Annotated in this window: 24 protein-coding genes and 2 riboswitches; of the genes, 16 read left to right on the forward strand and 8 right to left on the reverse strand. The window is 68.7% G+C overall.

What is annotated here, in order from left to right; translation table 11 throughout:
* Positions 1-41 precede the first annotated feature (41 nt).
* Complete coding sequence (locus ACWGLC_RS02700; protein WP_452098463.1) at positions 42-893, reverse strand: TetR family transcriptional regulator; 852 nt, start codon at positions 891-893, stop codon at positions 42-44.
* Between the two features lie 102 nt (positions 894-995).
* Between ACWGLC_RS02700 and ACWGLC_RS02705 the strand changes: the two genes are divergently transcribed.
* From ACWGLC_RS02705 to ACWGLC_RS02725, 5 genes are all read left to right on the forward strand, one after another.
* Positions 996-2,747, forward strand: a complete 1,752-nt coding sequence (locus tag ACWGLC_RS02705) for a class I adenylate-forming enzyme family protein (protein ID WP_452098464.1) — start codon at positions 996-998, stop codon at positions 2,745-2,747.
* 197 nt (positions 2,748-2,944) lie between these two features.
* Complete coding sequence (locus ACWGLC_RS02710; RefSeq protein WP_452098465.1) at positions 2,945-4,783, forward strand: flavin-containing monooxygenase; 1,839 nt, start codon at positions 2,945-2,947, stop codon at positions 4,781-4,783.
* A gap of 150 nt (positions 4,784-4,933) precedes the next feature.
* Positions 4,934-5,617, forward strand: a complete 684-nt coding sequence (locus ACWGLC_RS02715; RefSeq protein WP_452098466.1) for a TetR/AcrR family transcriptional regulator — start codon at positions 4,934-4,936, stop codon at positions 5,615-5,617.
* A gap of 44 nt (positions 5,618-5,661) precedes the next feature.
* The gene (locus ACWGLC_RS02720) at positions 5,662-5,925 is read left to right on the forward strand and encodes a DUF3072 domain-containing protein (protein WP_452098467.1); all 264 of its coding nucleotides are present in this window, start codon (positions 5,662-5,664) and stop codon (positions 5,923-5,925) included.
* Between the two features lie 219 nt (positions 5,926-6,144).
* Positions 6,145-6,558, forward strand: a complete 414-nt coding sequence (locus ACWGLC_RS02725) for an excalibur calcium-binding domain-containing protein (RefSeq protein WP_452098468.1) — start codon at positions 6,145-6,147, stop codon at positions 6,556-6,558.
* Positions 6,559-6,676: 118 nt separating this feature from the next.
* Here the strand turns inward: ACWGLC_RS02725 and ACWGLC_RS02730 are convergent, their stop codons facing one another.
* Positions 6,677-7,540, reverse strand: coding sequence for an MOSC domain-containing protein (locus ACWGLC_RS02730; protein WP_452098469.1), 864 nt, complete (start codon positions 7,538-7,540; stop codon positions 6,677-6,679).
* A 68-nt stretch (positions 7,541-7,608) separates the two neighbouring features.
* Positions 7,609-7,675: riboswitch (guanidine-III (ykkC-III) riboswitch) on the forward strand.
* 10 nt (positions 7,676-7,685) lie between these two features.
* Between ACWGLC_RS02730 and ACWGLC_RS02735 the strand changes: the two genes are divergently transcribed.
* The 7 genes from ACWGLC_RS02735 to ACWGLC_RS02765 all read left to right on the forward strand — a co-directional run bounded on the left by ACWGLC_RS02735 (position 7,686) and on the right by ACWGLC_RS02765 (position 14,808).
* Positions 7,686-8,000 carry a DMT family transporter gene (locus ACWGLC_RS02735; protein WP_452098470.1) on the forward strand — a complete coding sequence of 105 codons (315 nt, stop codon included), beginning with the start codon at positions 7,686-7,688 and terminating at the stop codon, positions 7,998-8,000.
* Between the two features lie 93 nt (positions 8,001-8,093).
* Complete coding sequence (locus ACWGLC_RS02740; protein WP_452098471.1) at positions 8,094-9,743, forward strand: DUF726 domain-containing protein; 1,650 nt, start codon at positions 8,094-8,096, stop codon at positions 9,741-9,743.
* A gap of 225 nt (positions 9,744-9,968) precedes the next feature.
* Positions 9,969-10,066: riboswitch (TPP riboswitch) on the forward strand.
* 85 nt (positions 10,067-10,151) lie between these two features.
* On the forward strand, positions 10,152-10,916 hold the full coding sequence (locus ACWGLC_RS02745; protein WP_452098730.1) for a 3-oxoacyl-ACP reductase: 765 nt from the start codon (positions 10,152-10,154) through the stop codon (positions 10,914-10,916).
* Between the two features lie 140 nt (positions 10,917-11,056).
* Positions 11,057-12,106, forward strand: coding sequence for an ABC transporter ATP-binding protein (locus tag ACWGLC_RS02750; RefSeq protein WP_452098472.1), 1,050 nt, complete (start codon positions 11,057-11,059; stop codon positions 12,104-12,106).
* Positions 12,103-12,849 carry an ABC transporter permease gene (locus ACWGLC_RS02755; protein ID WP_230928382.1) on the forward strand — a complete coding sequence of 249 codons (747 nt, stop codon included), beginning with the start codon at positions 12,103-12,105 and terminating at the stop codon, positions 12,847-12,849. Before ACWGLC_RS02750 ends, ACWGLC_RS02755 begins: the two co-directional genes overlap by 4 nt.
* Before the next feature lie 100 nt (positions 12,850-12,949).
* Positions 12,950-14,197 (forward strand): sensor histidine kinase, encoded by a 1,248-nt coding sequence (locus tag ACWGLC_RS02760; RefSeq protein ID WP_452098473.1) that lies wholly within the window; start codon positions 12,950-12,952, stop codon positions 14,195-14,197.
* Positions 14,194-14,808, forward strand: a complete 615-nt coding sequence (locus ACWGLC_RS02765) for a response regulator (RefSeq protein ID WP_452098474.1) — start codon at positions 14,194-14,196, stop codon at positions 14,806-14,808. The genes ACWGLC_RS02760 and ACWGLC_RS02765 overlap by 4 nt, the downstream gene beginning before the upstream one ends.
* 72 nt (positions 14,809-14,880) lie before the next feature.
* Here ACWGLC_RS02765 and ACWGLC_RS02770 read toward each other — a convergent pair whose 3' ends face one another.
* Positions 14,881-15,084, reverse strand: a complete 204-nt coding sequence (locus ACWGLC_RS02770) for a hypothetical protein (protein ID WP_230928379.1) — start codon at positions 15,082-15,084, stop codon at positions 14,881-14,883.
* A gap of 85 nt (positions 15,085-15,169) precedes the next feature.
* A complete protein-coding gene (locus ACWGLC_RS02775) occupies positions 15,170-16,222 on the reverse strand; it encodes an oxygenase MpaB family protein (RefSeq protein ID WP_452098475.1) in 1,053 nt (350 codons plus the stop codon).
* A gap of 250 nt (positions 16,223-16,472) precedes the next feature.
* Between ACWGLC_RS02775 and ACWGLC_RS02780 the strand changes: the two genes are divergently transcribed.
* Positions 16,473-17,342, forward strand: a complete 870-nt coding sequence (locus ACWGLC_RS02780) for an SDR family oxidoreductase (RefSeq protein WP_452098731.1) — start codon at positions 16,473-16,475, stop codon at positions 17,340-17,342.
* A gap of 100 nt (positions 17,343-17,442) precedes the next feature.
* Here ACWGLC_RS02780 and ACWGLC_RS02785 read toward each other — a convergent pair whose 3' ends face one another.
* The 4 genes from ACWGLC_RS02785 to ACWGLC_RS02800 form a co-directional block, all read right to left on the reverse strand.
* Positions 17,443-18,555: an NDMA-dependent alcohol dehydrogenase gene (locus ACWGLC_RS02785; RefSeq protein ID WP_452098476.1), complete on the reverse strand. Its 1,113-nt coding sequence runs from the start codon at positions 18,553-18,555 to the stop codon at positions 17,443-17,445.
* An 89-nt stretch (positions 18,556-18,644) separates the two neighbouring features.
* Entirely contained in the window at positions 18,645-20,174 is a 1,530-nt protein-coding gene (locus ACWGLC_RS02790; RefSeq protein WP_452098477.1) for an aldehyde dehydrogenase family protein, read from the reverse strand.
* A 97-nt stretch (positions 20,175-20,271) separates the two neighbouring features.
* Positions 20,272-21,894 carry a helix-turn-helix domain-containing protein gene (locus ACWGLC_RS02795; RefSeq protein ID WP_452098478.1) on the reverse strand — a complete coding sequence of 541 codons (1,623 nt, stop codon included), beginning with the start codon at positions 21,892-21,894 and terminating at the stop codon, positions 20,272-20,274.
* Positions 21,895-22,038: 144 nt separating this feature from the next.
* Complete coding sequence (locus ACWGLC_RS02800) at positions 22,039-22,992, reverse strand: helix-turn-helix domain-containing protein (protein WP_452098479.1); 954 nt, start codon at positions 22,990-22,992, stop codon at positions 22,039-22,041.
* 168 nt (positions 22,993-23,160) lie between these two features.
* Between ACWGLC_RS02800 and cysD the strand changes: the two genes are divergently transcribed.
* From cysD to ACWGLC_RS02815, 3 genes are read left to right on the forward strand one after another with little or no spacing between them, the layout of a single operon-like run.
* Positions 23,161-24,078 carry a sulfate adenylyltransferase subunit CysD gene (gene cysD, locus ACWGLC_RS02805; protein WP_230928373.1) on the forward strand — a complete coding sequence of 306 codons (918 nt, stop codon included), beginning with the start codon at positions 23,161-23,163 and terminating at the stop codon, positions 24,076-24,078.
* On the forward strand, positions 24,078-26,006 hold the full coding sequence (cysC, locus tag ACWGLC_RS02810; protein ID WP_452098480.1) for an adenylyl-sulfate kinase: 1,929 nt from the start codon (positions 24,078-24,080) through the stop codon (positions 26,004-26,006). Before cysD ends, cysC begins: the two co-directional genes overlap by 1 nt.
* Before the next feature lie 4 nt (positions 26,007-26,010).
* Positions 26,011-26,922 (forward strand): sulfite exporter TauE/SafE family protein, encoded by a 912-nt coding sequence (locus ACWGLC_RS02815; RefSeq protein ID WP_452098481.1) that lies wholly within the window; start codon positions 26,011-26,013, stop codon positions 26,920-26,922.
* Positions 26,923-26,988: the final 66 nt, after the last annotated feature.

Raw genomic sequence — 26,988 nt, forward strand, 5'->3', positions numbered from 1 at the left:
GGCATGGCGGAAACGGAGTTCAGCTCGACTGAACTGCCAGTTCAGTGGCGGTACTGCATCATGAATAGGGCGAGACTGGCGTAGTCGCGCGCCAACTCTGCCGGGTTGCTGTCCTGATCGGCGCCCGTCCAGGAGGGCGGGGCAAGGCACATCGTGAGAATTGCGTCGACTGCGAGTTCAGGTTCAGTATTGCTGAAACTCCCGGATTCGACGGCCCGGAGGGCAGCCGCCTGGAGGGTGGCGCGGAAATCACCGTTATCCGGGCCCGAGCCGCCGGCCAACGGGAGGCCCGCCCGGTACGACTCGGTCACCATCACGAATGCCAGTGCGCGGCGCTCTTCCCGGAACAGCACCAGCGCCTCCACCATGTTCGAGAACCCCCCGGCTGCGTCCGCGCCATCCGCGGCGGCCGCGTTCAAACGCCACCCGAGGTCGGCGTGCGCCCGGGAGATCAACTCGATCAGTAGGTGCTTCTTGCTCGGATAGTGGTGATAGATGCCGGCGACGCTGATGTCGGCGCCGGTGGCGATCAGCCGCATCGTGGCCCCGTGGTAGCCGGTCTCGCGAAAGACCTCGACCGCGGACGCGAGCACGGAATCCAGTTTGATGTCGTCGAACGATCGCCAGCCCGAGCCCTCCGCCGGTGGTCGTGGCGTGGCGGTGTTCACGGCGGCTCGTCGAGGCCGGACCAGCCGGGCCGCGGGCACACCGAGAGCGTCGGAGATGTGGCTCAGTCGATCGACGGTCACGCCGACCTTGCCGTTCTCGATCGCGCTCATCGTGCCGGTGCTGACGTTGATCGCGGTGGCCAGTCCGCGCAGGGTGAGTCCGGCATCGAGGCGGGCGGCACGGATGGCGCTTCCGGTGTCGGCACGCGTGGCCTGTTCGGGCATGCTGAACACAGTACGAGAGTGTGGCCGTCCGCAGAGGCACTGTCCGTGACCGGCTGTCCGGGAATCGGCCGGGAGGGTGACGGAGTGGGCCACACTGCAGGAATGAACGCCGAGGACGAGAACTGCCGCAGGGCGCCGGTCGCGCAGGTCGGCGCGACGCATGAGTCCGTGCTGGCGGCCTTTCAGGCCGCGGTGGCCGCGGGGCCAGAACTGCCCGCGATCCACTATTTCGACACCACCATGTCGTGGCAGGACGTGGACAGGGCCTCGGATGCCGTCGCCGCGCTCCTCGCCGCGCGCGGGTTCAACGCCGGCGACCGGCTCGCCCTGTGCGTGCAGAACAATCCGGCATTCGTCATCGGACTTCTCGCGACATGGAAAGCGCGGGGGACGGTCGCCCTGATCAGTCCCATGAGCAAGAGGTCGGAGTTCGCGCTCGCCGTGGCGGACCTCGACCCGACTGCGCTCCTCTGTCTCGATGACGTCTATGACGAGGTGGCGCGACACGTCCTCGGCGAGCGATCCGTGCGGGTGCCGATCGTGCTCACCGTGTCGCCCCTGGACTTCCAGACACGCGATGACCCGCGCATGTTCGAGCAATGCCGGCGCCGCGATCCCGCCGACACCATCGATCTGGCCAGGGTGGTCGAGGCGCGCGTGGCGGAGGCGGCCCGGGCGGGCACGGTGTCGTCGTCGTCGTCGTCGTCGTCCGGATCCGGGGCCGAACCGGTGCCGGAGCCGTCGACGCGCGAGTCCGACGACCGTGCCGACCGGCAGCTCGGCGCAGTGCGGATCGCTCCGAACGACGTGGCCGTGATCGCGCCGACGTCCGGGACCACCGGAGCGCCGAAGGGCGCGATGCTCACCCACCGCAATCTGCTGGTCAGCGCGCGGATCTACCGCGACTGGTCGGAGCTCGTCGCGGGGGAGCCGGTCCTGGCGATGTCGCCACTCTTTCACGTGACCGGGCTCGTCGGGGCGGCCATCCTGGCGATGGTCACCCGCTCGCCGATCGTGCTCACGCACCGGTTCGGTCCGACGGTGATCGCGGATGCGGTAGAGGAGCGGCGTCCTGCGTTCGGGATCGCCGCGATCACCGCGTACAAGGCGCTCGCGGCGGAGCCGACCATCACCGCCGGGCGATTGGCGCCGCTGCGGATCAGATTCTCGGGCGGGCTGCCGATCGACCCGGACGTGGTGGACGAGCTCGAGGAGCGGCTCGGCGGTTACATCCACAACGCGTACGGCCAGACCGAGACCGCGTCGCCGTCGCACCTCGTTCCCTACGGGCAGCGCGCGCCGGTCGACCCCGAGACGGGTGTGCTCTCGGTGGGGATCCCGGTCCCGGGGACGACCGTGGCGGTGGTGGACGAGGCGGGGCGGCCGGTGCCCCCCGGGGCGTTCGGCGAGATCATGACGTCCGGGCCCCAGGTGATGGCCGGATATTGGCGACGACCCGACGCCACCGCGGACGCCCTCGGCACGGGGATGTTCGCGACAGGGGACATCGGGTTTGTCGACGACGACGGGTGGCTCTTCGTCGTGGACCGCTCCAGCGACGTGATCAACGCCGCCGGCTACAAGATCTGGCCCTACGAAGTTGAACAGGTGCTCTCGGCGCATGCCGCTGTGGAAGAAGTCGCCGTGGTGGATATCGCCGATGAGTACCGCGGGCAGTCCGCGCGGGCCTATGTCGCGTTGCGCGACGGGGAGATGGCCACCGCCGCGGAGTTGATCGAGTACTGCCGGGCCCGGATGGCGGCCTACAAGTATCCGCGCGAGGTGGAGATCGTGGATGCGTTGCCGCGGACCGCCACGGGGAAGATCCTGCGCCGCAGGCTGCGCGAGAACTGAACGCGCCCGAGCTTCCGGCTCGGTGGGCTGATCGCGGCCGGCCCCTGGCGTCGCCGTGCGCCGATTTTCCGAGAAACTGTTGCGCCCGTCACGTTCCGCATGTAATCCTGGTCACAACTTGACGCGGCGTCAAGTGTTCTCGACAGGCCGTCCAAACCCCTTACGCGTGGACGGCCCCACAGGAAAGGGACGCGAGAATGGCCTTCACCCTCCCCGAGTCGAACATCCCCCTCGACATCGATTTCGACCCCGAGTACCTCCGTCAGCGCTTCGCGGATGACAAGCAGGCCCGGCTCCGGAAGGACCAGTTGGCCCAGTTCCAGGGCCTGTCCGACGTGCTCGAGGTGGACGACCGCGACCCGTTCAGTGAGCCGATCACCCGCGAGCCGGTCACCGAGGAGCTCGACGTGCTGGTCCTGGGCGGGGGTTTCGGTGGGCTGACCGCCGGGGCCTACCTCATGCAGAACGGCATCACGAACTTCCGGATGGTCGAGTACGGCGGCGACTATGGCGGCACCTGGTACTGGAACCGCTACCCGGGCGTGCAGTGCGACATCGAGTCACACATCTACATGCCACTGCTCGAGGAGACCGGCTACGTCCCCAGCCAGCGCTACGCCGACGGCTCCGAGATCTTCGAACACGCCCAGCGCATCGGGCGGCACTACGACCTCTACAGCCGTACCTACTTCCAGACCCGCGCGACCCATGCCGAATGGGATGAGGACCAGCAGCGGTGGGAGGTCACCACCGACCGCGGTGACCGCTTCCGCACCAAGTTCTTCATGCGCTGCAACGGCGCGCTGACCAAGCCCCAGCTGCCCAAGGTGCCCGGCATCGGCGACTTCCAGGGGAAGATCTTCCACACCAGCCGATGGGACTACGCCTACACCGGCGGCACCCAGGCGGGGAACCTGGAGAACCTGCGGGACAAGCGCGTCGCCGTGGTGGGGACCGGGGCCACCGGCGTCCAGGTGGTGCCGTATCTCGCGCAGGACGTCAAGGAACTCGTCGTGGTGCAGCGGACCCCGAGCGTCGTGCAGCCGCGCAACAACCGCAAGACCGACCCGGAGTGGAAGGCCTCGCTCGGGCCGGGCTGGCAGTACGAGCGGCACGACAACTTCAACGGCATCATCTCCGGCCACGAGGTCGAGGGGAACCACGTCGACGACGGCTGGACGCATCTGTTCCCGGCGCTCGGCGGGCAGCACCTGGTCGACACCCCTGTCGGTGAGCTTCCGGCGGCCGATCAGGCGACGATCGCCGAGGTCGCCGACATGCAACTACTCATGGGCGCGCACGCGCGCGTCGACGAGATCGTGAGCGACCCCGCCACCGCCGACGGACTCAAGCCGTGGTTCGGCTACATGTGCAAGCGGCCGTGCTTCAACGACGAGTACCTGGACACGTTCAACCGCCCCAACGTGACCCTCGCGGCGTCGCCGAGTGGCATCGACGGGATCACCGCCACCGGGATCGTCGTGGCGGGAGAGCACCACGAGGTGGACTGCATCGTCTTTGCCACCGGGTTCGAGACCGGGTCCGGCCCGGCGGGGATCTACGGGTACGACGTGATCGGCCGCGGCGGAAACTCCCTGCAGGAGTACTTCTCCGACGGCGCCAAGACCTTCCACGGGTTCTTCACCCACGGCTTCCCGAACTTCGTCGAGCTCGGGATGACCCAGACGGCCTACTACGTCAACTTCGTCTACATGCTCGACCGCAAGGCACGGCACTCCGCCCGGCTCATCAAGCACATGTTGGACAACGGTCTCGGCACCTTCGAGCCGACTCTCGAGGCCGAGACCGACTGGGTGCGCAAGGTCCGCGAGTCCAACGAGCCCCGCATGGCCTACTGGGGCGCGTGCACGCCCGGCTACTACAACGGACAGGGAGACGTGTCCAAGGCGGTGTTCATGGATGTCTACAACTCCTCGGAGATCGACTTCTGGAACATGATCGAGGACTGGTGGGAAGCCGGGCAGTTCGATGAACTGACCCTGGAGCCGTCGCGGCCCGCGCTGCCGGTCGGCTGAGGTCCCGGCGGTCGCACGGCGTGGCGCCCCGTGGACCGGCCGACGGGGCACGGGAGGCGCGGGGCACGCGGGTGGCCACTATCTGATCTGATGATCGGGCAGTGGCCTCGCGCGTCCCGTGCGGGCATCAGCGACAAGAGGATGTGCACCATGGAACCCCGTACCTCCCCGGCAGCCGCGGCCGCAGCCGTCGGGCCCCCGGTGCGCGATGACGGTGGCAACCGGCGGCGACGGATGTCCCGCGGTGAGGTCCAGCGGCAGGCCATACTCGATGCCTTCGAGGATCTTCTCGGTCAGATGCCGGTCATGGAGATCTCCGTCAAGGACATCACCGATGCCGCAGGGATCAAGAGACCCAACTTCTACTTCTACTTCGAGTCCAAGGACGAGGTCCTGTCGGAGCTCGTGTCCTCGGTGTGGAACGAGTGGGACGCGGCGATCGGCAGCTACCACCGGAAGGCCGGCGAGTCACACGCGGACTACTTCGACAGGCTCTTCGTGGTGTCCCACTCCGTGTGGGTGCGCCGCTCGCGGGTGATCCTCTCCGGACTACAGGCCACCGGATACGACCTCACTCTCCGGGCCCGGTGGGACGCGCTGGATGCCGAGCTCAACCGGCAGCTCGCCGAGCAGATGGACCGGGACGCGGCCGCAGGCTTGATCACGCCACTGTCAACGGACCACCTCCGTCTGATCACCTCGGTGACCGACATGATCACCGCGGTGTTCTACAAGGACCGTCAGCGCACACCCTCGCCGGCGGAATCCGAGCAGACCCTCGACAGCCTGCGGGTGATCTGGGTGGCGGCGTGGGGACCGGTCGACGGCGCCTGAACCGATGCGGTTGAAGCCGCCCGGATGCTGCGTAGCGTGAAGCCATGACTGATCCCGACGCCGAACGCAACCACGACTCCGAAACATTGGGCGCCCCCGTGCCGGAGGGCCGGAACCCCGGGGAGACGTCTCTACAGCGCGATCCGGACGACTGGGTCACCGGCGACGAGCCCATGACGCAGGCCCAGAAGAGCTACCTCGACACCCTCGCTCGTGAGGCGGGGGAGGAGTTACCCGCGACCCTCACCAAAGCCGAGGCGTCCGAGCACATCGACCGCCTGCAGAAGGGCAATCCGCACCGAGGCTGACAGGGGTCGCCGACGTGGTGGGTGCTGGCCTCCGCTCAGATGGTCCGGCTCGTTTCACTCCGAGCTCGGGTAGCCACAAGGGTGATCCGTCCCGTTACCGGCCACCAGAAGGGCGGCGGCAGCACCGGGGGCGCTGCTGAAGGATGCTCGCACTGTGTCATAAGATGAGAATTATCTGACCGCGCATCCGTAAGTGGTCCTCTACTAGGGATTTAATCGATGATCAAACGCTCATTCGTGGTGGCCGGTCTGGCTGCCGCAGCACTGATGTCCGTGGCTCCGGCAGCCTCCGCCGCCGAGGTGTACATCGGCCCCTGGGCGGTGCAGGTTCCGGACGTCGCCCCGGTCGTGGTGCCGATCCCGATGGGGTCCGAGGCCGGTGCTCTCCCGCCACTGCCGTTCCCGCTCGTGTGGGACCTCCCGTTCATCCCGGCGCCTGCTCCGGCCCCCGCGCCCGTCGCCGCACCCGCGCCGGCGCCTGTCGCCGCTCCCGCTCCTCGGCAGGCCCCAGCGGCCACGTACGTCGCCAATTGCACAGAGGCCCGCAGGCTCGGCATTGCTCCGATCTACCGCGGCCAGGACGCTTACCGCCCGGCACTCGACCGGGACAACGACGGCGTGGCCTGCGAGTAAGGACGTCAGTGGGCACCGTGTCGGAGGGCCTGTCGCTGCGGCGGTGGGCCCTCCGACGTCTGACTGCGTCGTCATCTACCCCCGCCCCGCGGAGCGGGGGTAGTTACTATTATCTTGATCAATCTAGGTGAACCGGGTCGCCCTCGGTGATCCGACCGGGCTCGACCACCCGGAGGTAGACACCCAGATCCATGCCCGTGTTGCGGACCAGTGACTTCAGGATGTTCCGGTCGCGGGGCAGCTCGGCCTGGGGGAGGCCCACCATCACGCACCGCGCGATGGGCGTCGTGACCTCGCAGACCACGTCGCCGATGCGCAGCCGTCGGCCCACCCACTCGAACTCGGGGAAGCCCTCGGCGCCGGGCTCTCCGGCCACGATGACGTTCTTACGGAACCGTCGCGCGTCGATCAGCGAATCCGGGACGGTGGCCTGCAGCGACCCCAACGCCGTGGTGGTGGCCAGCGAGAGCGGCATGGCGTCGAAGTAGGTGCCCCGCGGGGTGACGTAGTCGAACAGCTCGGCCAGCAGGTCCTCGGGAAGCGTGGAGAAATCCGGGAACGGGTCATCCGGACCCAGGTCCAGCTGAGCCCGTATGTCGGCCCTGGTGATCCGGCCGCGGCGGTAATGTTCGTGGTCGTCGGGTGAGCGGCGTGGCCACAGTGTGACGGTCCGGCCCGTCGCAGCGGACAGGGCGTCGTGGATCTCGTCGTCGTCGCTCCGGACCACGGTGCCATCAGGACACGTGATCTCGATCGCCGGCGTGGAATCGGCGGCGGGCTCTTCGAGATAGCGCGCGTGGAACTGCAGCAGCGAATTGATCCGCTTGGCCCCGCGGATCTCCGAGGCCTGCTCGTCGCGCACGGCCCAGCCCCGGTCTCCGGGGAAGCCCCACCGCTCGGTCACCTCCGTGGAGACGACGCGGTCTCCGCGCATCGACTTGACCGGGTATCGCCACAGCTCAGAAACCTCGCCCACCTGCATGGGCTCATGCTACGAGGTGGTGACGCATCTGACGTTGCCCGGGCCGGACCCGTGTGACAACCTCGATCACAGGACCCCGACACGGGGCCTCCGGACGAGGGGTGCCGTACCCGGTGCGCGACAAGACGGCCCGCAGGAGGCCGTCATGGCGTGGATAGTTCTTGTCTTTTCCGGTGTTCTCGAGGCCGTGTGGGCCACTGCCCTGGGCCGGTCCGAGGGCTTCACCCGGCTCGGACCCTCCGTGGTGTTCGGAGTGGCGCTGGTTGTGAGCATGGGCGGTCTCGCCTACGCGATGCGGGACCTGCCCGTGGGCACCGCCTACGCGGTCTGGGTGGGCATCGGCGCCTCGCTGACCGTGATCTACGCGATGATCACGGGCGCCGAGCCGGTGTCCGTGCTCAAGGTGATCTTTCTGCTGGTGATCGTCGGCGGCGTCGTCGGGCTGAAACTCGTCGGTTGAGGATCAACGGATCGACGGGTGGGATTACCCTTATGCGCGGTGCGGCGATCGGCGGCACACTCCCGCGTCGCATAGTGAGGCAAGTGCATGGTCATGGAAGCAATCTGGTTCGAGAAGAGTCCCGACGGGCCGTTGAAGGCTCAGGCGCGGTCGCCCAAGGGACGCAAGCTCACCTTGACGGGGCAGCCCGGGGATCTTGAGCCGGCCGCGGAGGGCGACGTCCAACTCGTCGGCAACATGACCTTGCAACACAATCTCTGGGCGTACGCCGGCTTCCGGCAGCAGGCATCGGAGATGGTGGACGATGAGGCGTCGTCTGCGCTTCTCAAGAAGGCAGAAGTACACGCGAAGGTCGCACAGCGTCTGACGGTGCTCATCGACGAACTCGGGAACGAATCCCGGGTCGGGTGGTGCTCCAACTGCATCGAGAAGTCGACCCACCACAAAGTGGAGAGCGCCAGCACGCAGACCTCGACCTACATCTGTGACGCCTGCGGGTCCGCCACCGACGTCTGTGTTGCACCCAGGTGCAAGAACATGGCAGTTCGCAGCCTCAACAGGGTGCATCTGCCGAGTTTCTGTGCCGAACACTCGCATACTCTCCCGAGTTTTGAGCGCGCGCGTGACCCCTTGGAGCGACTCGAGGATTTCGCCTCGTTCATGGAGTACGACAAGCCCAACCTCGCGAAGGGGTCCAAGCTTGGGCTCACTGCAGTTCTTGCGGTCGGGGCGGCTTTCCCGCTCGCGCTGATGGCTGCGCCGGCGGTGGGCGGCGCGGTCGGAGTTCTGGCGTCGAAGGTGGGAGCCGGCGCTGCGCTCAGTGGCGCAGCCGCGCAGAGTTTCGGTCTCGCACTCCTCGGTGGCGGTTCGGTTGCGGCCGGTGGACTGGGAATGGCCGGCGGGACAATGGTCGTCACCGCCGTCGGCGCAGCGCTGGGTGGTGCGCTGGGGGCGTCGGTGACCAATGCCTATCTGCGCGATGACAAGTCGTTCAAGCTGGAACTGTTCCGGGAGGGCACCGGTACACCGGTGATCATCGCTCGGGGTTTCACCACCGAGGGCGATATCCAATGGTGGAAGTCGGTCGGGTTCGTTGAGCAGACGTACCCGGATCAGCCCATCTACTTCCTGCACTGGGGCTCGAAGGAACTCAACGATGTGGCTCTCCTATTGGGTTCGATCGGTGGAGCTCAGGCGGGACGCTTCGCGGTCGGCGCCGTCGCGAGGAAAGCTAGTAAAGCTGCGGCCGGAAGACTCAGCCCGCTGATGCCGGTGATGGTCGCAACGGATCTGGCCAAGAACCCATGGCATGTGGCACGAGTTCGCGCGGACAAGACCGGAGTGATCTTGGGCGACATCCTCGCCCGATTCGAGGGCGAGGCGATCCTGGTCGGACATAGTCTCGGCGGCCGGGTGATGGCGACTGCGACACAAACCCTGTCCAAAGCCAAGGCAGGCAAGAAGGTCCGGGATCTCAGAATTCTCGGGGCTGCGATCGGCCAGAAGTTCGACTGGGCATCGGTTGCATCGACCACCTCGGGGTACGTGGTCAACTACTTCTCTCGAAACGACGCGGTTCTCAAGAATGCGTACGCGGTCGCGGAAGTCGGCAGCGTCGCCGTGGGGCTCAAGGGAACCGGGTGCGAGGCTCCGAACCTCGTGGATGTCGATGTCTCGGACACGGTTCCGAACCACAACTCGTATTGGGAGAACATCACGGGTGAATGGAAGATCCGTGTATAGAACCGGCGTAGGTCCAGAGCTCGTCGAAGGTGTGAAAGCGAGCCATTTGATCGCAGAGGTACGACGGGTTGCTGGAGCGCAGTGCACGCAACACTGTCGATCAGATGGATGATTCCGCCGGGATGTACGACAAGACCGAGGACATCGTCGAGGGCATCTGTGACCGGTTCAGTGGCGTCGGCCGGGCGATGGGGCACGCTGTGGCTCGCGGTATGACTTAGGCTGGGCCGCGACACGGGGTGCCGCCCATCCGGGCAGCTGAGATCACACCCGTCGAACCTGATCTGGGTAGTTCCAGCGAAGGAATGTCGATACCGCGGCCGCGTCTCTGCGCAGGTAGGCGGGTATGCATCGCCACCCTTCGCGGGAACCGCCGGAAAGCGAGTGGCAGTGAATTCCGGGAACAGCGTGCGTATCGACGAGCAGGTAGTCCTGGTCACCGGCGGAGCCCGGGGCCTCGGTAAGGAAATCGTGCGGGCGTTCGGGCGCGAGGGCGCGCTCGTCGTCGTCAACTACCGTCGCAGCGCCGAGGCCGCGGCCGACCTGGTCCGTGAGCTCGGCGAGGACCGCGCCGTGGCGGTCCGGGCGGATGTGACCGACGACGACGAGGTAAGCAGCCTCGTCGAGGCGGCACGTACCCACTTCGACAGGCCGATCACGACGGTCATCAACAACGCCCTCGCCGACTTCGAATTCAACGGCGACGCCCGCCCCTCGCCCGAGACGCTGACCTGGGCGGACATGGAAGCACAGCTGCGCGGCGCCGTCAAGGCGACGCTCGCCACCACCCAGGCGGCGCTGCCGGGGATGCGCGAGGGCGGGTTCGGGCGGATCGTGAACATCGGTACCAACCTGTTCCAGCACCCGGTCGTGCCGTACCACGACTACACGGCCGCGAAAGCTGCCGCGCTCTCGCTGACCAGGACCCTGGCCACAGACCTCGGGCCGGACGGCATCACGGTCAACATGGTCTCGGGCGGGCTGCTGCGCACCACCGACGCAAGTGCCGCTACACCTGAAGAGGTCTTCGACCTCATCGCCTCGGGCACGCCGCTGCGTCGCGCGATCGAGCCCGCCGAGTTGGCGGACGCGGTGCTGTTCTTCGCCTCGCCGTGGGCGCGGGCGGTGACGGGGCAGAACCTCATCGTGGACGGTGGTCTGGTCAAGGGCTGAGAGGAGACGCTGTTTCAGCGAGCCCTCACGACTCGACGACGTCGTGAGGGGCTCTGACGTCCGACCCATGACAGATGTCACCGGGTAAGTCGTGACAGCCAGCCCTGTTCAGGCGGGCGCTGGCCGACGATCGTGGAGGCATGGTCAAGCACAGCCCAGCCCACACCCCACCCGCCGAAGCCACGGCCACGGGTCGTTCTCCCGGTGTCGGTCCGCGGCCGCCGGCTCTGGAGTTCCGGGACCTGGGCCAGACGTTCACGGTTCGCGGATCCGGACCCGTCCGCGCGATCCGCGGGCTCGACCTGCGCATCGACCCCGGAGAGGTGGTCGCGCTCCTCGGCCCGAACGGTGCGGGCAAGACCACCGCGCTCGACATCGCCCTGGGGCTGACCGAACCAACGGAGGGCCAGGTCCGGGTGTTCGGCGAGGCCCCGCGAGAGGCGATCGCGGCCGGCCGGATCGCCGCGGTGCTCCAGACCGGAGGTCTGCTCGCCGACCTGACGGTGGAGGAGACGGTCCGCGCGATCGCGGCACTCTACCGCCGGACGCTGTCGGTCGGGGAGGTGCTCGAGCGGGCGGGGATCGCCGAACTCGGCGGCCGCAGGGTCGCCCGGTGCTCGGGTGGTGAGCAGCAGCGCCTGAGGTTTGCGCTCGCGCTGCTGTCCGATCCGGACCTGCTCATCCTCGACGAACCCACCGCCGCGATGGATGTGGGGACCCGCCGTGAGTTCTGGGCGACCATGCACTCTGAGGCCGCATCCGGGTCGACGATCATCTTCGCCACGCACCACCTGGAGGAGGCGGAGGCGTTCGCCGACCGCATCGTGTTGATGGCGCGGGGGCGGATCGTCGCCGACGGCCCCGTCGACCGCGTCCGCGCCATGGCCGCCGGCAGTCGCGTGACCGCCGTCTGGGACCCGATGGCGGGCGAGCCGTCGCCGGAGGAGTTGCCCGGTGTCACCGCCGTTGACCGCACGGCTGCCCGGGTGATCCTCACCAGTTCGGACAGCGACGCCACCGCGCGCGTCCTTCTCACCGAGACGTCCGCGCGCGAGGTCACCATCTCGGCCAGGTCGCTGGACGACGCCTTTGTCACCCTCACCGCCGATGGTCCTGCAGACCCTGCACTGGCCGACACGGCACCCGTCGACCCTGCCGCTACCGACACCGATCCGGAGGCCACCCGATGAACGTCACCTACTGGGCCATCGACCTGCGCCGGACCCTGCGCGACATCACCAACATCTTCTTCATCGTCGGCCTGCCGCTGGTCATGTACTTCGTGTTCGGCAGCGCGCAGAGCTACCGCGATGCACCCGTCGCGCACGGCAACGTGGGCGCCGTCGTCATGATCTCGATGGCCGTCTACGGCGCGGTCACCGCCACCACCGCCATCAGCGGTGGGGCCGCCCTCGAGCGTTTCCAGGGGTGGGGCCGCCAGCTCGGACTCACCCCGTGGAGCGGCGCCGGCTTCGTGGTGACCAAGTCCGCCGTGGCCATGACCATCGCGGCCGTGCCCGTCCTCACCGTGGGCATCGCCGGCGCGGCCACCGGCGCGCAGGCCACACCGCTGGCCTGGGTGCTCTCGCTCGGCGCGGCGTGGCTCGGCTCCGCGGTCTTCGCGGGCTACGGACTGAGCGCGGGAATGGCGTTCCGCTCCGAGTCCGCGTTGGGGGTCGCGGGCGGCAGCCTGGTCCTGCTCGCGTTCGCGGGGAACCTGTTCATCCCGCTGTCGGGCGTGATGCTGGACCTGGCGCGCTTCACACCGCTCTATGGGGTCAACGCGCTGGCCCGCTATCCGATCACCGGCGGCGTGGTGGCCGACGGCGTGGTCGATCCGGTGTGGTTGCCTGTGCTCAACGTGGTTGCCTGGGCCCTCATACTGGGTACGACAGCCGCGGTGCTGGTACGTCGCCGCCGCGGTCGGGTGTGAGGAGCGACCGGGCATGACGAGCGGTGAGAGTACGACGACGACAACGGCAACGCGTGCGTCCCCGTCACCAGTGGCGGACCCGGAGGTCAGCGCGAAGTCGGTGAACGATGAAGCAGCTGCGGGGCCGTCGCGGTGGCGGCGATTCCGCTCCGCGATCACCGGTCCGAGTGTGCTGTTCTCGCTGATCTGGCAGGTCTTCCTGATCTACCCGATCCTCGCTGTGGTCTTCTCCGGGGCCCCCGCCGCGCCCACGGTGCTGGGGCTGGTCTCGATCGCGGCGTTCTCCGCGGTCTACCTGGCTGCCTTCGCCTCACCTGCCGTGACCGAGGGATACCCGCTACACCTGCGCAGCTCCGGTGCCGCCGGACCATCGGGGCGAGTCGCCGGCGATCTCCGCGACCCTGCCCGGGAGGAGCCCGCGCCGCTCGGGCTGGGCTACCTGGCCGGGCTCGTGATCTGCACTTTCGGGACCCTCCCGGCGGCCGGGCTGAACGGGCCGGTCAACTTCGTCCCGTTCCTCGCCTGCTTCGTTGCTGCCGCGTGGCCGATCCGGCGGAGCGTGCCGACCGCGATCACGCTGATCGTCATCGGCACCGTCGCGGCCCTGGTCGAGAAGACGTGGGGGATGCTGGTCCCGGGGTTCCTGGTGATCCCCGTGGTGCTGTCGATGCTGGGCACACGGATCTCGGTCGGCATCAGCGACCGAGAGGGCCATTACCGGCGGGCGCTGGGTGTGGCAGAGGAGCGCGCAAGGGTCGCGCGCGACCTGCACGACGTCCTCGGACACACCCTGACGGCGCTGACGATCCGCGCCCAGCTGGCCCGGGCGCAGCTCGACTCCGACCCGGACGCCGCCCGGGCCGAACTGGAGAACATCGAGAACCTCACGAGGACAGCCCTGTCGGAGATGCGGCAGACCGTGTCCGGCATGCGGGTGGCGGATCCGGTGCAGGAACTCGCCGGCCTGACCGATTCCTTGCATACCGCGGGTATCGATGTCGTCGTCGTCGGGTCCCCTTCTCTCCTCCCGGACGCGCGGTCGGGCCTGGTGGCCTGGACTCTCCGCGAGGCCGGCACCAACATCGCCCGCCACTCGGGCGCGGGGAACGTGACTGTCGAGTTCTCCCGCGACCGGCTACGGATCACCGACGACGGCGTGGGGGTCGACGCTCGCCGCGCCGCCCACTCTGACGTCGGCCGGACCATCTCGGCTCCGGCGGGGCAGGGCCTGCCGGGGCTCGCGAGCCGGGCCGAGGACGCCGGCGCACGGTTCGTGGTCCGCGACCGGGGCGCGGCGGAAGCGGCGTCGGTCACCGGCACCGTCGTCGAAGTGGGGTGGCCGCGATGACCGAGCCGATCCGGATCATCCTCGCCGACGACCAGGCGCTCGTGCGGGGCGGGCTCGCGGCACTGCTGGCGATGGAGCCGGACATCGAGGTGGTGGCCGAGGTGGGCCGCGGCGACGAGCTCGAGGCCGCGGTCGCCCGGCATCTGCCCGACGTGTGTGTGGTGGACATCGAGATGCCGGGCGGTGACGGCATCACCGCGACCCGGCGCATCCGACAGGACCATCCGGACGTGCGGGTGCTGATCGTGACGACCTTCGGGCGGCCCGGATACGTCAACCGGGCTCTGGAATACGGGGCCGGTGGATTCGTGGTCAAGGACACCCCGGCGCGCGAGCTGGCCGAGGCCGTTCGGAAGGTCAACGCGGGGGAGACGGTGGTCGATGCCCAGCTGGCACGGGAGTCGATGGCCGCCGGCCCGGACCCCCTGACCCCGCGCGAGAAGGACGTCCTGCGCGAGGCGCTGACAGGGGCCCGCATCGCCGACATCGCGGCCGAACTACATCTGACGCAGGGGACCGTTCGCAATCACCTGTCCTCGGCCATCGCCAAGACCCACACCTCCACCCGCGGCGAGGCGGCGAGGGAGGCGCAGGTGCGTGGCTGGCTGTGAGGTCTGTCGACCCAGCCCGCTCACCGGCGGGCGGCCGGGTGGAGTGCCCGCCCCCGCCGGTGAGCGGGCTGATCAGGCGGACGGCGAGGTGTTGGTGCCGCCGTCGTTGATCTCGAAACGCGTCCACTCACCGTCCATGTCGACCTGCATGGCGTAGCCGAGGGAATCGTCCGGGACCTCGATGGTCTTGAACCAGTCGTAGGCCTTGGTGTCGTCGGCGAACTCCTTCTCGTCGATCACGTTCTGGTCGGGATCGATCACGCGGTAACGGGGCATGACTGCTCCTTCGTTCGGGTGTTGTCGCTTCCGCTCGCAGTCTGGGTGATCGAACAGGCGCCCGCATCCGGTCCGGCGCCCCGCCTCAACCGGTGGTGGCCAGGCGGTCGGCCTCCTTGAACTCGATCACGGGGTCGCTGTGGTTGTGCTCGTAAGGGGCGGCGGCCTCACCCGTGGTCCGCGCGGCCTTGATGTCCTCCCACTGCTCCAGGGGCGTGCGCGGGTCGCCGAATCGCTCGCGCGCCCACTGCGGGGAGTGGGTGCGCGGGCTGTCGGCGGGGACGCCGCGGACCGCCGGCTCGATGTAGCGGACCGCGCGTGGGCAGATCCGCTCGACCATCCACATCATCGCGTCAGGATGGGCGGCCACCCGGTAGAACGCCTTCCAGAAGGCGATCGCGGCGGTGTCCACGGCGCGGGACTGGCGGACACCGAGCATCGGACGCATCCATCGCGGGTAGGTCGCGATGATGCTCGCCCGCAGGACCGGCCGGCCGAGTTTCCGCAGCACCTTGGGCACGCGCGGCTCGATGGTCTCGAAGCCGTTGAGAATGTGGTCGACATTCGCGATCGCGGCCTCCGACGCGGAGAGGCGATCACGCCAGTCGTCGAAGTACTTCTGCACCTCGCCGCGGGTACGCGGCACCTGTTCCTGGCGGATGGGCTGGACCTCGGCGGCGATCGCACACTGCCGCCAGTACTCGTTCTCCTCGTCGCGGCTGAGCCGGCCGGGGCCGAAGGTCTCGTAGACGTAGAGGATCGAGTGCCACGCGGTGATGTGGATCCACAGCTGCGAATCCGGGTCGTTCGAGTCGTACTCGTTGCCGGTCACCTTGTTGGTCCCGTAGGCCCGGGAGTGGACCTTCATGAGGATGTCGGACATCTTGATGACCGTCGGCGTATCGGCGAAGAGCACCGCCGAGAAGTACTCCATGGTGCGGTCGTAGCGCAGCGGGGTCCGCTGGATCACCTGGCCGGTCTCGTCCACCGCGGCGGTGAGATCGGGGTCCAGATGCTCGATGGTCACCGCCCGGGCGAAGCCCTGGAGGGCGGAGGCGGGAAAAGTCCAGACCTTCCACGCCACGGAGCCGGGGCCGAAAAGCCCTTCGTCGCTTCGGTTCTTGGTGGGTGTTGCCACGTTTTCCCCCTCGGAAGTAGCCTGCGTGAAGAAGCTCACAGCAGTTGCCGGAGAGTATTGGACACGAGCCGACCATTTGTAAAGCGTTCTCGCTAAGTTACTGGTCAACGCGCTGCCTTTCCGAGTGATCTCGCACATCCTCCTACGGCGCGTACGGTCGAACTCCCGACCCCAGGAGGCCACCGTGACCGCCGATCGCCGCGGCAATCGCCCGCACTCGACCACTGAGATACCGGAGCCGGCCCCGCCCGTGGACCCGGTGACCAAGCATCCGATCGAGATCCCGTTCCAGTCGCAGCCCGCCCCCGGGCTGGCTTCCGGGTTGGTGCCCCTGGCCGACCACGGTGAGAAGTCCTGGGTGGGGCACGGGCGGCTCGAGGGGCGCCGGGCGCTCATCACCGGTGGTGACTCGGGGATCGGACGGGCGGTGGCGATCGCCTACGCGCGGGAAGGCGCCGACGTGGCGATCGGCTATCTGCCGTCCGAGCAGTCCGATGCCGATGAGGTGGCCGAACTCGTCCGTGAAGCCGGACGCAACTGTGTGCTCCTGCCGGGGGACGTAGGCCACGAGGAGACGGCACGGGGGATCGTCCGCGACGCGGTGGCCGGGCTCGGCGGTCTGGACGTGCTGGTGCTCAACGCCGCACGCCAGACCTACGTGGAGAACCTGGAGGATCTGAGCTCCGAGCAGTGGGCCGAGACGATGAACGTCAACGTGAACGCGCCGTTCTGGCAGATCCAGGAGGCGCTTGCGCACCTGATGCCCGGCTCGAGCGTGATCTTCACCTCGTCGGTGCAGGCCTACACCCCGTCGGCCGGCCTGGTGGACTATGCGACGTCGCGGGCGGCGGTCAACACCATGTCCAAGTCCCTCGCTCAGCAGCTCGCCCCGCGGGGGATCAGGGTGAACGCGGTGGCGCCGGGCCCGTTCTGGACCGCGCTGCAGGTGAGCGGCGGCAAGGACCCGGAGCAGCTGCCGTACCACGGGCAGAAGAGCCCGCTGAAGCGGCCCGGGCAGCCCGTCGAGATGGCGGGTGCGTACGTCTACCTGGCCTCGGAGGAGTCGTCGTACACCACGGGTAACACGCTCTCCGTGACCGGCGGATCGCCGACCCCCTGACCGCGGCCATCGACGACATGGGGCCGGCGCCCGAAATGGGTTCGCCCTCCCGGCCGCGATGGGCAACGGCCGGGAGGGCGAGTTCGTGGGGCGGGGCGGATCAGGTGTCGTGGATCAGGACGCCCCGCAGGTTCTTGCCGTTGCGCAGGTCCTCGTAGCCCTGGTTCAGGGTCTCGAGCGTGTACGTGGTCGTGACCAGCTCGTCCAGCTTGAGCTTGCCCTCGTCGTAGAGCCGCAGCAGCTTGACGATGTCGTACTGCGGGTTGGCCGAGCCGAAGAGCGCACCCTTGATGGTCTTCTGGAACAGTGCCATCATCGTGCCGTTCACCTGGACGGTCTTGTCGGTCATGCTGCCCATGCCGGTGATCACCACCGTGCCGCCCTTGCCGATGATCTCGAACGCATCCGAGACCACCTTCTCCTCCAGCGAGCCCACGAGGATCAGCGCTTGGTCGGCCATCTGCCCCCAGGTCAGCTTCTCCACCTCGGCGTGGGCCTCTTCGGCGGTGGCGAAGGCGTGCGTGGCGCCGAACTTCATGGCCTCGTCGCGCTTGAACTGGACGGGATCCACCACCACGACGTGCCGGGCACCCGAGTTGGCCGCGCCCTGGACTGTGTTGATCCCGAGTCCGCCGACGCCGTAGATCACCGTCGTGTCGCCCTGGCGCACGTTGCCGGCGTAGGTCGCCGTGCCCCAGCCGGACGGCACGCCGCAGCCCACCAGGACTGCCTTGTCGAGCGGCAGCCAGTCGTCCACCTTGACCACCGAATGCTCTGAGATCACCGAGCGCTCGGCGAACGTCCCGAGCATGCAGAAGGCGCCGAAGTCCTGACCGTCCTTGTGAAACCGGTACGTCCCGTCGGGCATGTGGCCCTCGAGGATGGTGGCGCCCATGTCGCAGAGGTTCTGCCGGCCGGTGGAGCAGTAGCGGCAGGTACCGCAGCTGGGGATGAACGAGCACACCACGTGGTCGCCGGGCTTGACCTTGGTGACGCCGGTGCCCACGGCCTCGATGATGCCGGCGCCCTCGTGGCCGCCGACGATCGGGAAGCGGGGGATGAAGTCGCCGTCCGACAGGTGCAGGTCGGAGTGGCACAGACCGGCGGCGGTGTACTTGATCAGCACCTCGCCGGGGCCGGGATCGTCCAGGTCGAGTTCGATGATCTCGAACGGCTGGCCGGTGTCGAACATGACGGCAGCTCTGGTCTTCATGACAGGGGTCCTTTCGGAGGTGGGCGGCCTGCGGGGGAGCGGGGCCGAGGGAAGGTGTCGGGCGCGGCCTGCGCGGCCGCGACGCGGAACTACAGCTGGATGTTGACCGAGCGGGTCTGCGTGTAGAGGTCGAGCGCACCGGCGCCGAGCTCGCGGCCCCAGCCGGACTGCTTGAATCCGCCGAACGGCATGGCTGTGTCGAAGCCGTTGTACTGGTTCACCCACACGGAACCGGCCTGCAGGCGGCTGGCCACCTGGTGGGCCTTGGAGAGGTCCTTGGTCCAGACGCCGGCGGCCAGTCCGTACACGGAGTCGTTGGCCTGGCGGACGGCGTCCTCGACGTCGGTGAACCGCAGTGCGGAGACGACGGGGCCGAAGATCTCCTCCTTCACGACCCGGTCCTCGGGCTTGACGTCCACGAACACCGTCGGCTGGATGAAGAAGCCGGTGTCACCGTGGCGGGCCCCGCCGGTCAGTGCCCGGCCGCCGTCCTCGATCCCGGCGCGCAGGTAGTAGGAGACCTTGTCGAACTGGTCCTGGTCCACGACGGGGCCGAGCACGGTGTCGGGGTCGAGTCCGTGGCCGATGGTGGCCTGGGACGCGGCGTCGGCCACGGCCTGGGTGAACTCCTCGTAGATGGAGTCCTCGACGTAGAGGCGCGTGCCGGCGGTGCAGGCCTGGCCGTGGTTGAACATCCACGCGGCCACCGATCCGGCCACAGCGGCGTCCCAGTCGCAGTCGGCGAAGACGATGTTGGCGCTCTTGCCACCCAGCTCCAGCGAGACCTTCTTGAGGTTGCCCTTGGCGGCGTCCACGATGAGCTTGCCGACCTCGGTGGATCCGGTGAAGGCCACCTTGTCCACGTCGTCGTGGCCGGAAATGGCGGCGCCGGCATCGCCGAAGCCGGTGATGATGTTGACCACTCCGTCGGGCACGCCGGCCTCCTGGCAGACCTCTCCGAGCAGGAGCGCGGTGAGCGGGGTCTGCTCGGCCGGCTTGAGGACGAGGGTGTTGCCGGTGGCCAGGGCCGGGCCGAGCTTCCAGGCGGCCATGAGCAGCGGGAAGTTCCAGGGGATGATCTGCCCGCACACGCCCACGGGGACGCGTTGGGTGTAGGCGTGGAACTGCTTGTCGCCGGCGAACGGCATGGACACGGGGACGGTGGAGCCCTCGATCTTGGTGGCCCAGCCGGCGTAGTACCGGAACACGTCCGCGGCCCAGGCCACGTCGACGGCGGTGGCGATGCCCACGGATTTGCCGTTGTCCAGCGCCTCGATCTGTCCGAACAGTTCGGCCTTGGCGTCGAGCAGGTCGCCGATGCGCCACAGGATCTGCTCGCGCTCGCGCGGCTTCATGGTGGCCCAGGCGCCGTCGTCGAAGGTGCGGCGCGCGGCGGCCACCGCGCGGTCCACATCCGCGGGCCCGCCGTGGGCGACCTGGGTGATCTCGTTGCCGGCGGCGGGGTCGTAGGTGCCGAAGGTGCGGCCGTCGGCGGCGTCGACCCACTGGCCACCGATGAGCAGGCGATGCGGGCGGGCCAGGAAGTCGCGGGCCTCGGCGCCCAGGCGCTCGTCGACGGGCGCGGCGGAGCCGGTGTCGCGGGAGAGTGTTCCGGTCATGTCTACCTCCGAAGTCGGTGGCGGCCTCTGTGTGGGGCCGGTCACAGTCCACTATGAAGGCGGGTCCAGGCCCCGGAGTGTTCAGATTCTGGACAATCTATGAAAGGTCGAACTCGCGCATACGGGCGTAGAGGGTCGTGCGGCTGATGCCGAGCCTGCGCGCCGCCCGCGACCGCACACCGTCGCACTCGGCCAGCGCCGCGACGATCGCGTCGTATTCGCCACGCGCGAGCTCCCCGGACGTCGGTGGCCGTCCCGTCCGGGCACGCGAGGGCAGGTCTCCCACGTCGAGCCGCGGGGGGATCCGGCCCTCGATCCCGTCCAGGCATTCGGTGAGCATCGCGCGGAGCGAGACCAGTCCGTTGGGCAGATCGAGACCGCCCACGGCGTCGATGAACCGCGAGGTAACCGTGGGTGTGTCGGCGCCGCGCGCGGTTGCGAGCGCGTCGACCATGGCATGCACGATGCCCTCGAGTTCCGCGCCGCGTTCGTGAAGGGGGCGCACCGTGGTGCGTGCGCCGCACGCGTCGAGCGCCTCGGTCACCGCGGGGCGTGGGTTGTCGCGACAGGTGACGACGACGAGACCGTTCTCCATCGCGTTCAGTCGCGAGGCCAGACGGCGTAGATCTGCGTCTTCCAGGAGGTCGATGTCGTCGAGAACCACTGGGATGCCCCGGTCGCGGTGTTCTCTGAGAGCGGGTATGGCCAGTTCCTGCCAGGCCTGCAGGGCATCGTCCGCCCCGGCCAGTCGGACGTGGACTCCCTCTGGGCCTGCGGTCGCCAGCGCTACGGTCGTTCTGCCGGAACCCGACGGGCCCACCACGGCGTGTGCGCCGCGGTCCGCCTTCCGGTGAACGGGCCGCCGGGCAGTCGGCTTGTCGTCGTCAGGAAAGATCAGGTCCACCAGGTGCCCACGGCGACCGACGCGGCTTGCGGTGATCCGGACCCGTCCCATAGACAGGTCCACCGCCTCCGTCCCCTCGCCTCGCTGCACCGCTCGCCGGAGTGTCGCGATGTCCTGGGTGGCCAGGCGTTCCAGGCTGGAGTGGGAGGCAAGCACGACCTCGTCACTGAACGCGCATGTCGGTGACTCCGAGTTGCGGGTTCGTTCGACGAATCGCCGCCACAGCTCGCGATCGTCCCCCGGGGCCGTGTCCACGTACCGGGCCTCGATGTCAGCCACGATCTTCTGGACGAATGGCGCGAACAGGCCGGAGGCGTCGGAGCTCATTCCCGTGAGGTTCAGCGCCCCGACCAGTCGACGGGTCAGGGGGTCGATGATGGGGTGGCCGTAGCAGCTGAAGTCACGGAGGATCTCGGCGAAATGTTGCTCGCCGTGGATGAAGACGCCGGTGCGCGTTTCCAGTGCGGTGCCGATGCCGTTGTTTCCCACCGTGTCCTCGGTCAGCGTGACGCCGTCGTCGACCCCTCGCCGGATCAGCATGTGTGAGATCCGTGCGTTGTCACGCACGATGCGGAGGACGCGGCCGTCCCTGTCGGCCAGGGCCAGCATCGTGCGAGTTCCCATGAGGACGGTGTCCAGGTTGTCCAGCACGGGCCGGGCCGCCTCGGCCAGGCGGTGGGAGCGGGAGGCGTGGGGGTCGGGGGCTCCCGGGTGGGCGCCTTGTGGGGTCAGGCCACAGAGCTCGGACCGTCGCCAGGCCAGGGTGAGTTGGTCCTGGTCCGGGGTGGGCGCAAGAGGATCGGCGAGTGGCGGCAAAGGTCACCTCCGGCAGTGTCTCGGGTGTGATCTGTACCATACCGGTGATCGAGGGTCGGTAGGCGCTACGGTGGCGATCTCTCAGGTTTCGATCGATGTTCCCGAGGCTGGTCTCCTGCGGCGAGAGCGGTGCGAATCCGCAGTTCAGAATCGCCGCGCCGTCTGCGCCGCGTGCGCCGGGTGGACGAGATGCGCGGGCAGGGTGGACGGATTCCCGGACCCGGCAGTGGAACGAGTCGAAAGGGCGTCGGAGACCGCCGTCGCGCACACGGTGACGGACTCGACCGCCCGGGCGACGGCGCGGCCGGTCATTCGGCGACCGGGGGCGACCGCCACGGAGCCGACAACCCGCCCATCGGCACGCTGCACGGGGGCGGCGATCGAGGCCACGGCCAGGTCGGTGGCGGGCGTGAGCTCGGAGTCGGTCACGTCGATCTCGGACAGTTCCAAGAACAGCTCCGACACGCGTTCACGGACCAGGGCGCCAACGCCGGACCTCTCCAGCGAGTCGGCCATGCGCAGCATCTCGCGTCGGCCCGGGGTGAGGCGGTCGATCGACCAGCCGCGTCGCGCGACCTGGGGCAGTACCGCCTCGAGTCGTTCCCGGGCGGTCTCGGTCAGGCCGGTGCCGTCCGCCAACCACCGGCGCTGGTCGGCGAGCGGGAGCCGGGACGCGAGGTCTCGAGCGAACGGCGCGCGGAACGGGGTTGCGTGTCCCACCCGGATGGCCTCCGTCGACGCCGTGCGCATGCCGGCGCGCACGGCGTCGACCACCTCGACCATGTCGTCGCGGATCTCGAGAACCACCGCCGCGATCCCCGTCTCCCCGGCCAGGTGCTCGAGCGGGGCGCGGGCGGCGCGGACCAGATCCGGCTCGAGCGCCGCCGCCGCGCCGACCTCGCGGAGGCGCGGGCCGGCCCGCCAGCCGCCGGTGACCTTTTCGGCCCAGTCCTCCGACTGCATGTGCTCGAGAACCGCGTGCAGTGTCGACCGGCTGGCGGCAGTGGTTCGGGCCAAGTCCGCGAGTGGGAGGGGAGGCCCGTTCGTGGCGAGCGCCTCGAGTACCGCGAGTACGCGATGGGTGGGTTCGTGTCGCATAGTCGACATGATACGTCGATAAATCGACAGAACGCAGATGTGGGGCTGGGTTCAGGTGGACGGATCGGGCACGTGGAGCAATATGGGTCTCACAGGCGTCAGTAGACAGGTCTGTCTGTTCACGGTCGGCCGGATCCCCCGGGCCGACGCCCCAACACTGGAGGTCGCATGACGACGAGGTCGGCGGTGACGCTCTCGCATCTCGACGCGCTCGAGGCGGAGTCCGTCCACATCTTCCGCGAGGTAGCCGCGCAGTTCGAACACCCGGGGATGCTGTTCTCCGGGGGCAAGGACTCCGTGGTGATGTTCCACCTGGCGCGAAAGGCCTTCTGGCCCGCGCCGATGCCGTTCCCGCTCATGCACGTCGACACGGGCCACAACTTCGACGAGGTCATCGACTACCGCGACCGCGTCGTCGACGAGACCGGGGTCCAGCTGCTCGTGTCCTACGTACAGGACGACATCGACGCCGGTCGCGTGGTCGAGGAGACCGGGCCCGGCACCAGCCGCAACCGCCTCCAGACCACCGCCCTGCTGCGTGGCATCCAGGAGAACCGCTTCGACGCGGTCTTCGGCGGGGCCCGCCGCGACGAGGAGAAGGCCCGCGCCAAGGAGCGCGTCTTCTCCTTCCGCGACTCCTTCGGCGCCTGGGACCCGCGCGCACAGCGCCCGGAGCTGTGGAAGCTCTACAACGGCAAGCACCGCAAGGGCGAGCACATTCGCGTCTTCCCGCTCTCCAACTGGACCGAGCTGGACATCTGGCAGTACATCGAGCGGGAGGACATCGACCTGCCGCCGATCTACTACGCGCACGAGCGCGAGGTGATCGAGCGCGACGGCATGCTCCTGGCCAACACCCGCTTCCTCGAGACCCTCCCCGGCGAGGAGGCCCGCACCGAGTTGGTCCGCTTCCGCACCGTCGGTGACGCCACCTGTACCGGCTGTGTGGAATCCGACGCCGCCGACAACGCCGCCGTGGTGGCCGAGGTCGCGGGAACCCGCGTCACCGAGCGTGGCGCCACCCGCGCCGACGACCGCATCTCCGAGGCCGGCATGGAAGACCGCAAGAAGGAGGGGTACTTCTGATGAGCACCGCGACCACCGAACCCACCACCGAATACACGACCGGGGAGGCCGTGCTGCCCGAGGGCCACACCATGTCCGACCAGGCGCAGCTGCTGCGTATCGCCACCGCCGGATCCGTGGACGACGGCAAGTCCACCCTCATCGGTCGCCTGCTGTTCGACTCAAAGGGCATCTTCGAGGACCAGCTCGCCTCCATCGAGGCCACCTCCGCCAAGCGCGGCGACGAGTACACCGACCTCGCCTTGCTCACCGACGGGCTGCGGTCCGAGCGCGAGCAGGGCATCACCATCGACGTGGCCTACCGCTACTTCTCGACCCCGCGGCGCAAGTTCATCATCGCCGACACCCCGGGCCACGTGCAGTACACACGCAACATGGTCACCGGCGCGTCCACGGCGGACGTGGCGATCATCCTCGTCGACGCCCGCAAGGGCGTGCTCGAGCAGACCCGGCGGCACGCCTTCCTGTCGGCGCTGCTGGGCATCCCGCGCCTGGTGGTGGCCGTCAACAAGATGGACCTGGTCGACTACGACGAGGCCACCTACGAGGCCATCCGCACCGAGTTCACCGACTTCGCCGCCAAGCTCGAGGTCCACGACGTGACCTTCGTGCCGCTGTCGGCGCTCAAGGGCGACAACGTGGTCAACAGAGCGGTCGAGTCCGCTGACCCGATGCCGTGGTACACGGGCCCGGCGCTGCTCGATCACCTCGAGAACGTGCACATCGCCTCGGACCGCAACCTCACCGACGTCCGGTTCCCGGTCCAGTACGTGATCCGGCCGCAGCGCGCCGACGGACTGGATCACCGCTCGTTCGCGGGCACCATCGCCGGCGGGATCATCAAGGTCGACGACGACGTCGTGGTCATGCCGTCCGGTCGGCAGTCGACGGTCAAGGCGATCTGGGGTCCGGGCGGGGCCGAGCTGGATGAGGCCGCCGCACCCGCCGCCGTGACCATCGCGCTCAACGACGAGATCGACATCGTTCGCGGCGAGATGATCGCGCGGCCGGGCAACCGCCCGCACCAGGGCACCGAGCTCGAGGCCATGGTCTGCTGGTTCGCCGACGACGCGACGCTGACCACCGGCAAGCGGTACATCATCAAGCACACCACCCGCGACACCAAGGCGATGGTGACAGGCCTGGAGTACCGGCTCGACATCAACACCCTGCACCGCGACCCGGACGCCACCGAGCTCGAGCTCAACGAGATCGGCCGCATCGGCCTGCGCACGCAGAACCCGCTGATGTACGACCCGTACCGCCGCAACCGCGACACCGGGGCGTTCATCGTCGTGGACGAGCTCTCCGGCGACACGGTCGGCGCGGGCATGATCATCGGGCCCGCCACCAGCGGCTCGAACGTGGTCTGGCACGCCGGGACCGTGCAGCGAGGTGACCGCGGCCAGGGCCGCACCCTGTGGTTGACCGGCCTGTCGGGCTCGGGCAAGTCCACGATCGCCTCCGAGGTCGAGCGGCTGCTCATCGAATCCGGGCATCCCGCCTACATCCTGGACGGCGACAACCTGCGCCACGGCCTCAACGCCGACCTGGGCTTCTCCGCCGAGGACCGGGCCGAGAATATCCGCCGCACCGCGGAGGTGGCCGCACTCTTCGCGGACGCCGGCGTTGTCGTCATCTGCTCTCTCATCTCGCCCATGCGCGCCGACCGCGACGCGGCGCGCGCCGTCCACGCCAAGGCCGACCTGCCGTTCACCGAGGTGTTCGTCGACACGCCCCTGGCCGAGTGCGAGGCCCGCGACCCCAAGGGCCTCTACGCCAAGGCGCGCGCGGGCGAGATCGCCGAGTTCACCGGTGTCTCCGCGCCGTACGAGCCACCGCTGACCCCGGACCTGCACATCCGTCCCGAGGACGGCACCGCAGAAGAGGTCGCGCAGCGGATCGTCAGCACGCTCCTGGGAATCTGAGTCGGTGCCCGAGGCGCTCTGGACCTACGACTCACTGGGCCTCCTGGTCGTCAGCGCCGTGATCGGCGTGGTGATCGGTCTGACGGGGATGGGCGGCGGCGCGCTGATGACGCCCGCGCTCATCCTCTTCGGGATCCCGCCCACCGCCGCGGTCGCCAACGACCTGGTGGTCAACGCGGTCAACAAGGTCGTCGGCGCGGGCGTGCACTGGCGGCACGGCAAACCGAACCTCAAGATCGCCTTCTGGCTGATCATCGGCTCGGTCCCCACCGCGTACCTCGGCGCCTGGCTGGTGCACGCGGTGGGTGCCGAGGATGTGCAGGGGATGCTCAAGATGGCGATCGGGGCGACGCTCATCGTGGCCTCCACCGCCTACTTCCTCCGGGCGTTCTTCGAGATGTCGGGCAGGATACGAACGGGCGACGACGCGGACCCGCCGGTCAAGCCCGTACTCACCCTGCTGGTCGGTGTGGTCGGTGGCCTGATGGTCGGCATCACCTCGGTCGGATCGGGGACCGTCATCATGATGTGCATCATGCTGCTGTACCCCACGCTGGCGGCGCTGCGGCTGGTGGGGACCGACCTCGTGCAGGCCGTCCCGCTGGTGATCGCGGCCGCGATCGGGCATGTCATGGTGACCGGGGTCGACTGGACCCTGCTGCTGCCGCTGCTCGTGGGCGGCGCCGTGGGGACGTTCTTCGGCTCGAGGTTCGCCGGTCTCGTGCCGGGCGGGCTCATCCGCCGCGGGATCACGATCGTGCTGGCCGTGACCGCCTCGGCGATGCTCGGCGCCTCGCCGCTGCTGATCGGCGTGATCGCGCTGGTGTTGCTGACCGTCGGCCCGCTGGTGTGGAAGTTGCTGGTGCGTCGCTACTCGGTGCATCTGGGCCAGCCCGCAGAACCGGCGCGCGTCTGACGCCGGCCCGCGCGGTACGACCCGTGCGGTCCGGTGGCGCGTCACCCATCCGCGGGTGACACTCCT

The sequence above is a fragment of the Dietzia sp. NPDC055877 genome (assembly GCF_053615975.1).

Bases quoted from the DNA above. Each gene is read 5' to 3' on its own strand.
- ACWGLC_RS02700 (WP_452098463.1), bottom strand. From the start codon at position 893: ATGCCCGAACAGGCCACGCGTGCCGACACCGGAAGCGCCATCCGTGCC.
- ACWGLC_RS02705 (WP_452098464.1), top strand. From the start codon at position 996: ATGAACGCCGAGGACGAGAACTGCCGCAGGGCGCCGGTCGCGCAGGTC.
- ACWGLC_RS02710 (WP_452098465.1), top strand. From the start codon at position 2,945: ATGGCCTTCACCCTCCCCGAGTCGAACATCCCCCTCGACATCGATTTC.
- ACWGLC_RS02715 (WP_452098466.1), top strand. From the start codon at position 4,934: ATGGAACCCCGTACCTCCCCGGCAGCCGCGGCCGCAGCCGTCGGGCCC.
- ACWGLC_RS02720 (WP_452098467.1), top strand. From the start codon at position 5,662: ATGACTGATCCCGACGCCGAACGCAACCACGACTCCGAAACATTGGGC.
- ACWGLC_RS02725 (WP_452098468.1), top strand. From the start codon at position 6,145: ATGATCAAACGCTCATTCGTGGTGGCCGGTCTGGCTGCCGCAGCACTG.
- ACWGLC_RS02730 (WP_452098469.1), bottom strand. From the start codon at position 7,540: ATGCAGGTGGGCGAGGTTTCTGAGCTGTGGCGATACCCGGTCAAGTCG.
- ACWGLC_RS02735 (WP_452098470.1), top strand. From the start codon at position 7,686: ATGGCGTGGATAGTTCTTGTCTTTTCCGGTGTTCTCGAGGCCGTGTGG.
- ACWGLC_RS02740 (WP_452098471.1), top strand. From the start codon at position 8,094: ATGGAAGCAATCTGGTTCGAGAAGAGTCCCGACGGGCCGTTGAAGGCT.
- ACWGLC_RS02750 (WP_452098472.1), top strand. From the start codon at position 11,057: ATGGTCAAGCACAGCCCAGCCCACACCCCACCCGCCGAAGCCACGGCC.
- ACWGLC_RS02755 (WP_230928382.1), top strand. From the start codon at position 12,103: ATGAACGTCACCTACTGGGCCATCGACCTGCGCCGGACCCTGCGCGAC.
- ACWGLC_RS02765 (WP_452098474.1), top strand. From the start codon at position 14,194: ATGACCGAGCCGATCCGGATCATCCTCGCCGACGACCAGGCGCTCGTG.
- ACWGLC_RS02770 (WP_230928379.1), bottom strand. From the start codon at position 15,084: ATGCCCCGTTACCGCGTGATCGATCCCGACCAGAACGTGATCGACGAG.
- ACWGLC_RS02785 (WP_452098476.1), bottom strand. From the start codon at position 18,555: ATGAAGACCAGAGCTGCCGTCATGTTCGACACCGGCCAGCCGTTCGAG.
- ACWGLC_RS02790 (WP_452098477.1), bottom strand. From the start codon at position 20,174: ATGACCGGAACACTCTCCCGCGACACCGGCTCCGCCGCGCCCGTCGAC.
- ACWGLC_RS02800 (WP_452098479.1), bottom strand. From the start codon at position 22,992: ATGCGACACGAACCCACCCATCGCGTACTCGCGGTACTCGAGGCGCTC.
- cysD (WP_230928373.1), top strand. From the start codon at position 23,161: ATGACGACGAGGTCGGCGGTGACGCTCTCGCATCTCGACGCGCTCGAG.
- cysC (WP_452098480.1), top strand. From the start codon at position 24,078: ATGAGCACCGCGACCACCGAACCCACCACCGAATACACGACCGGGGAG.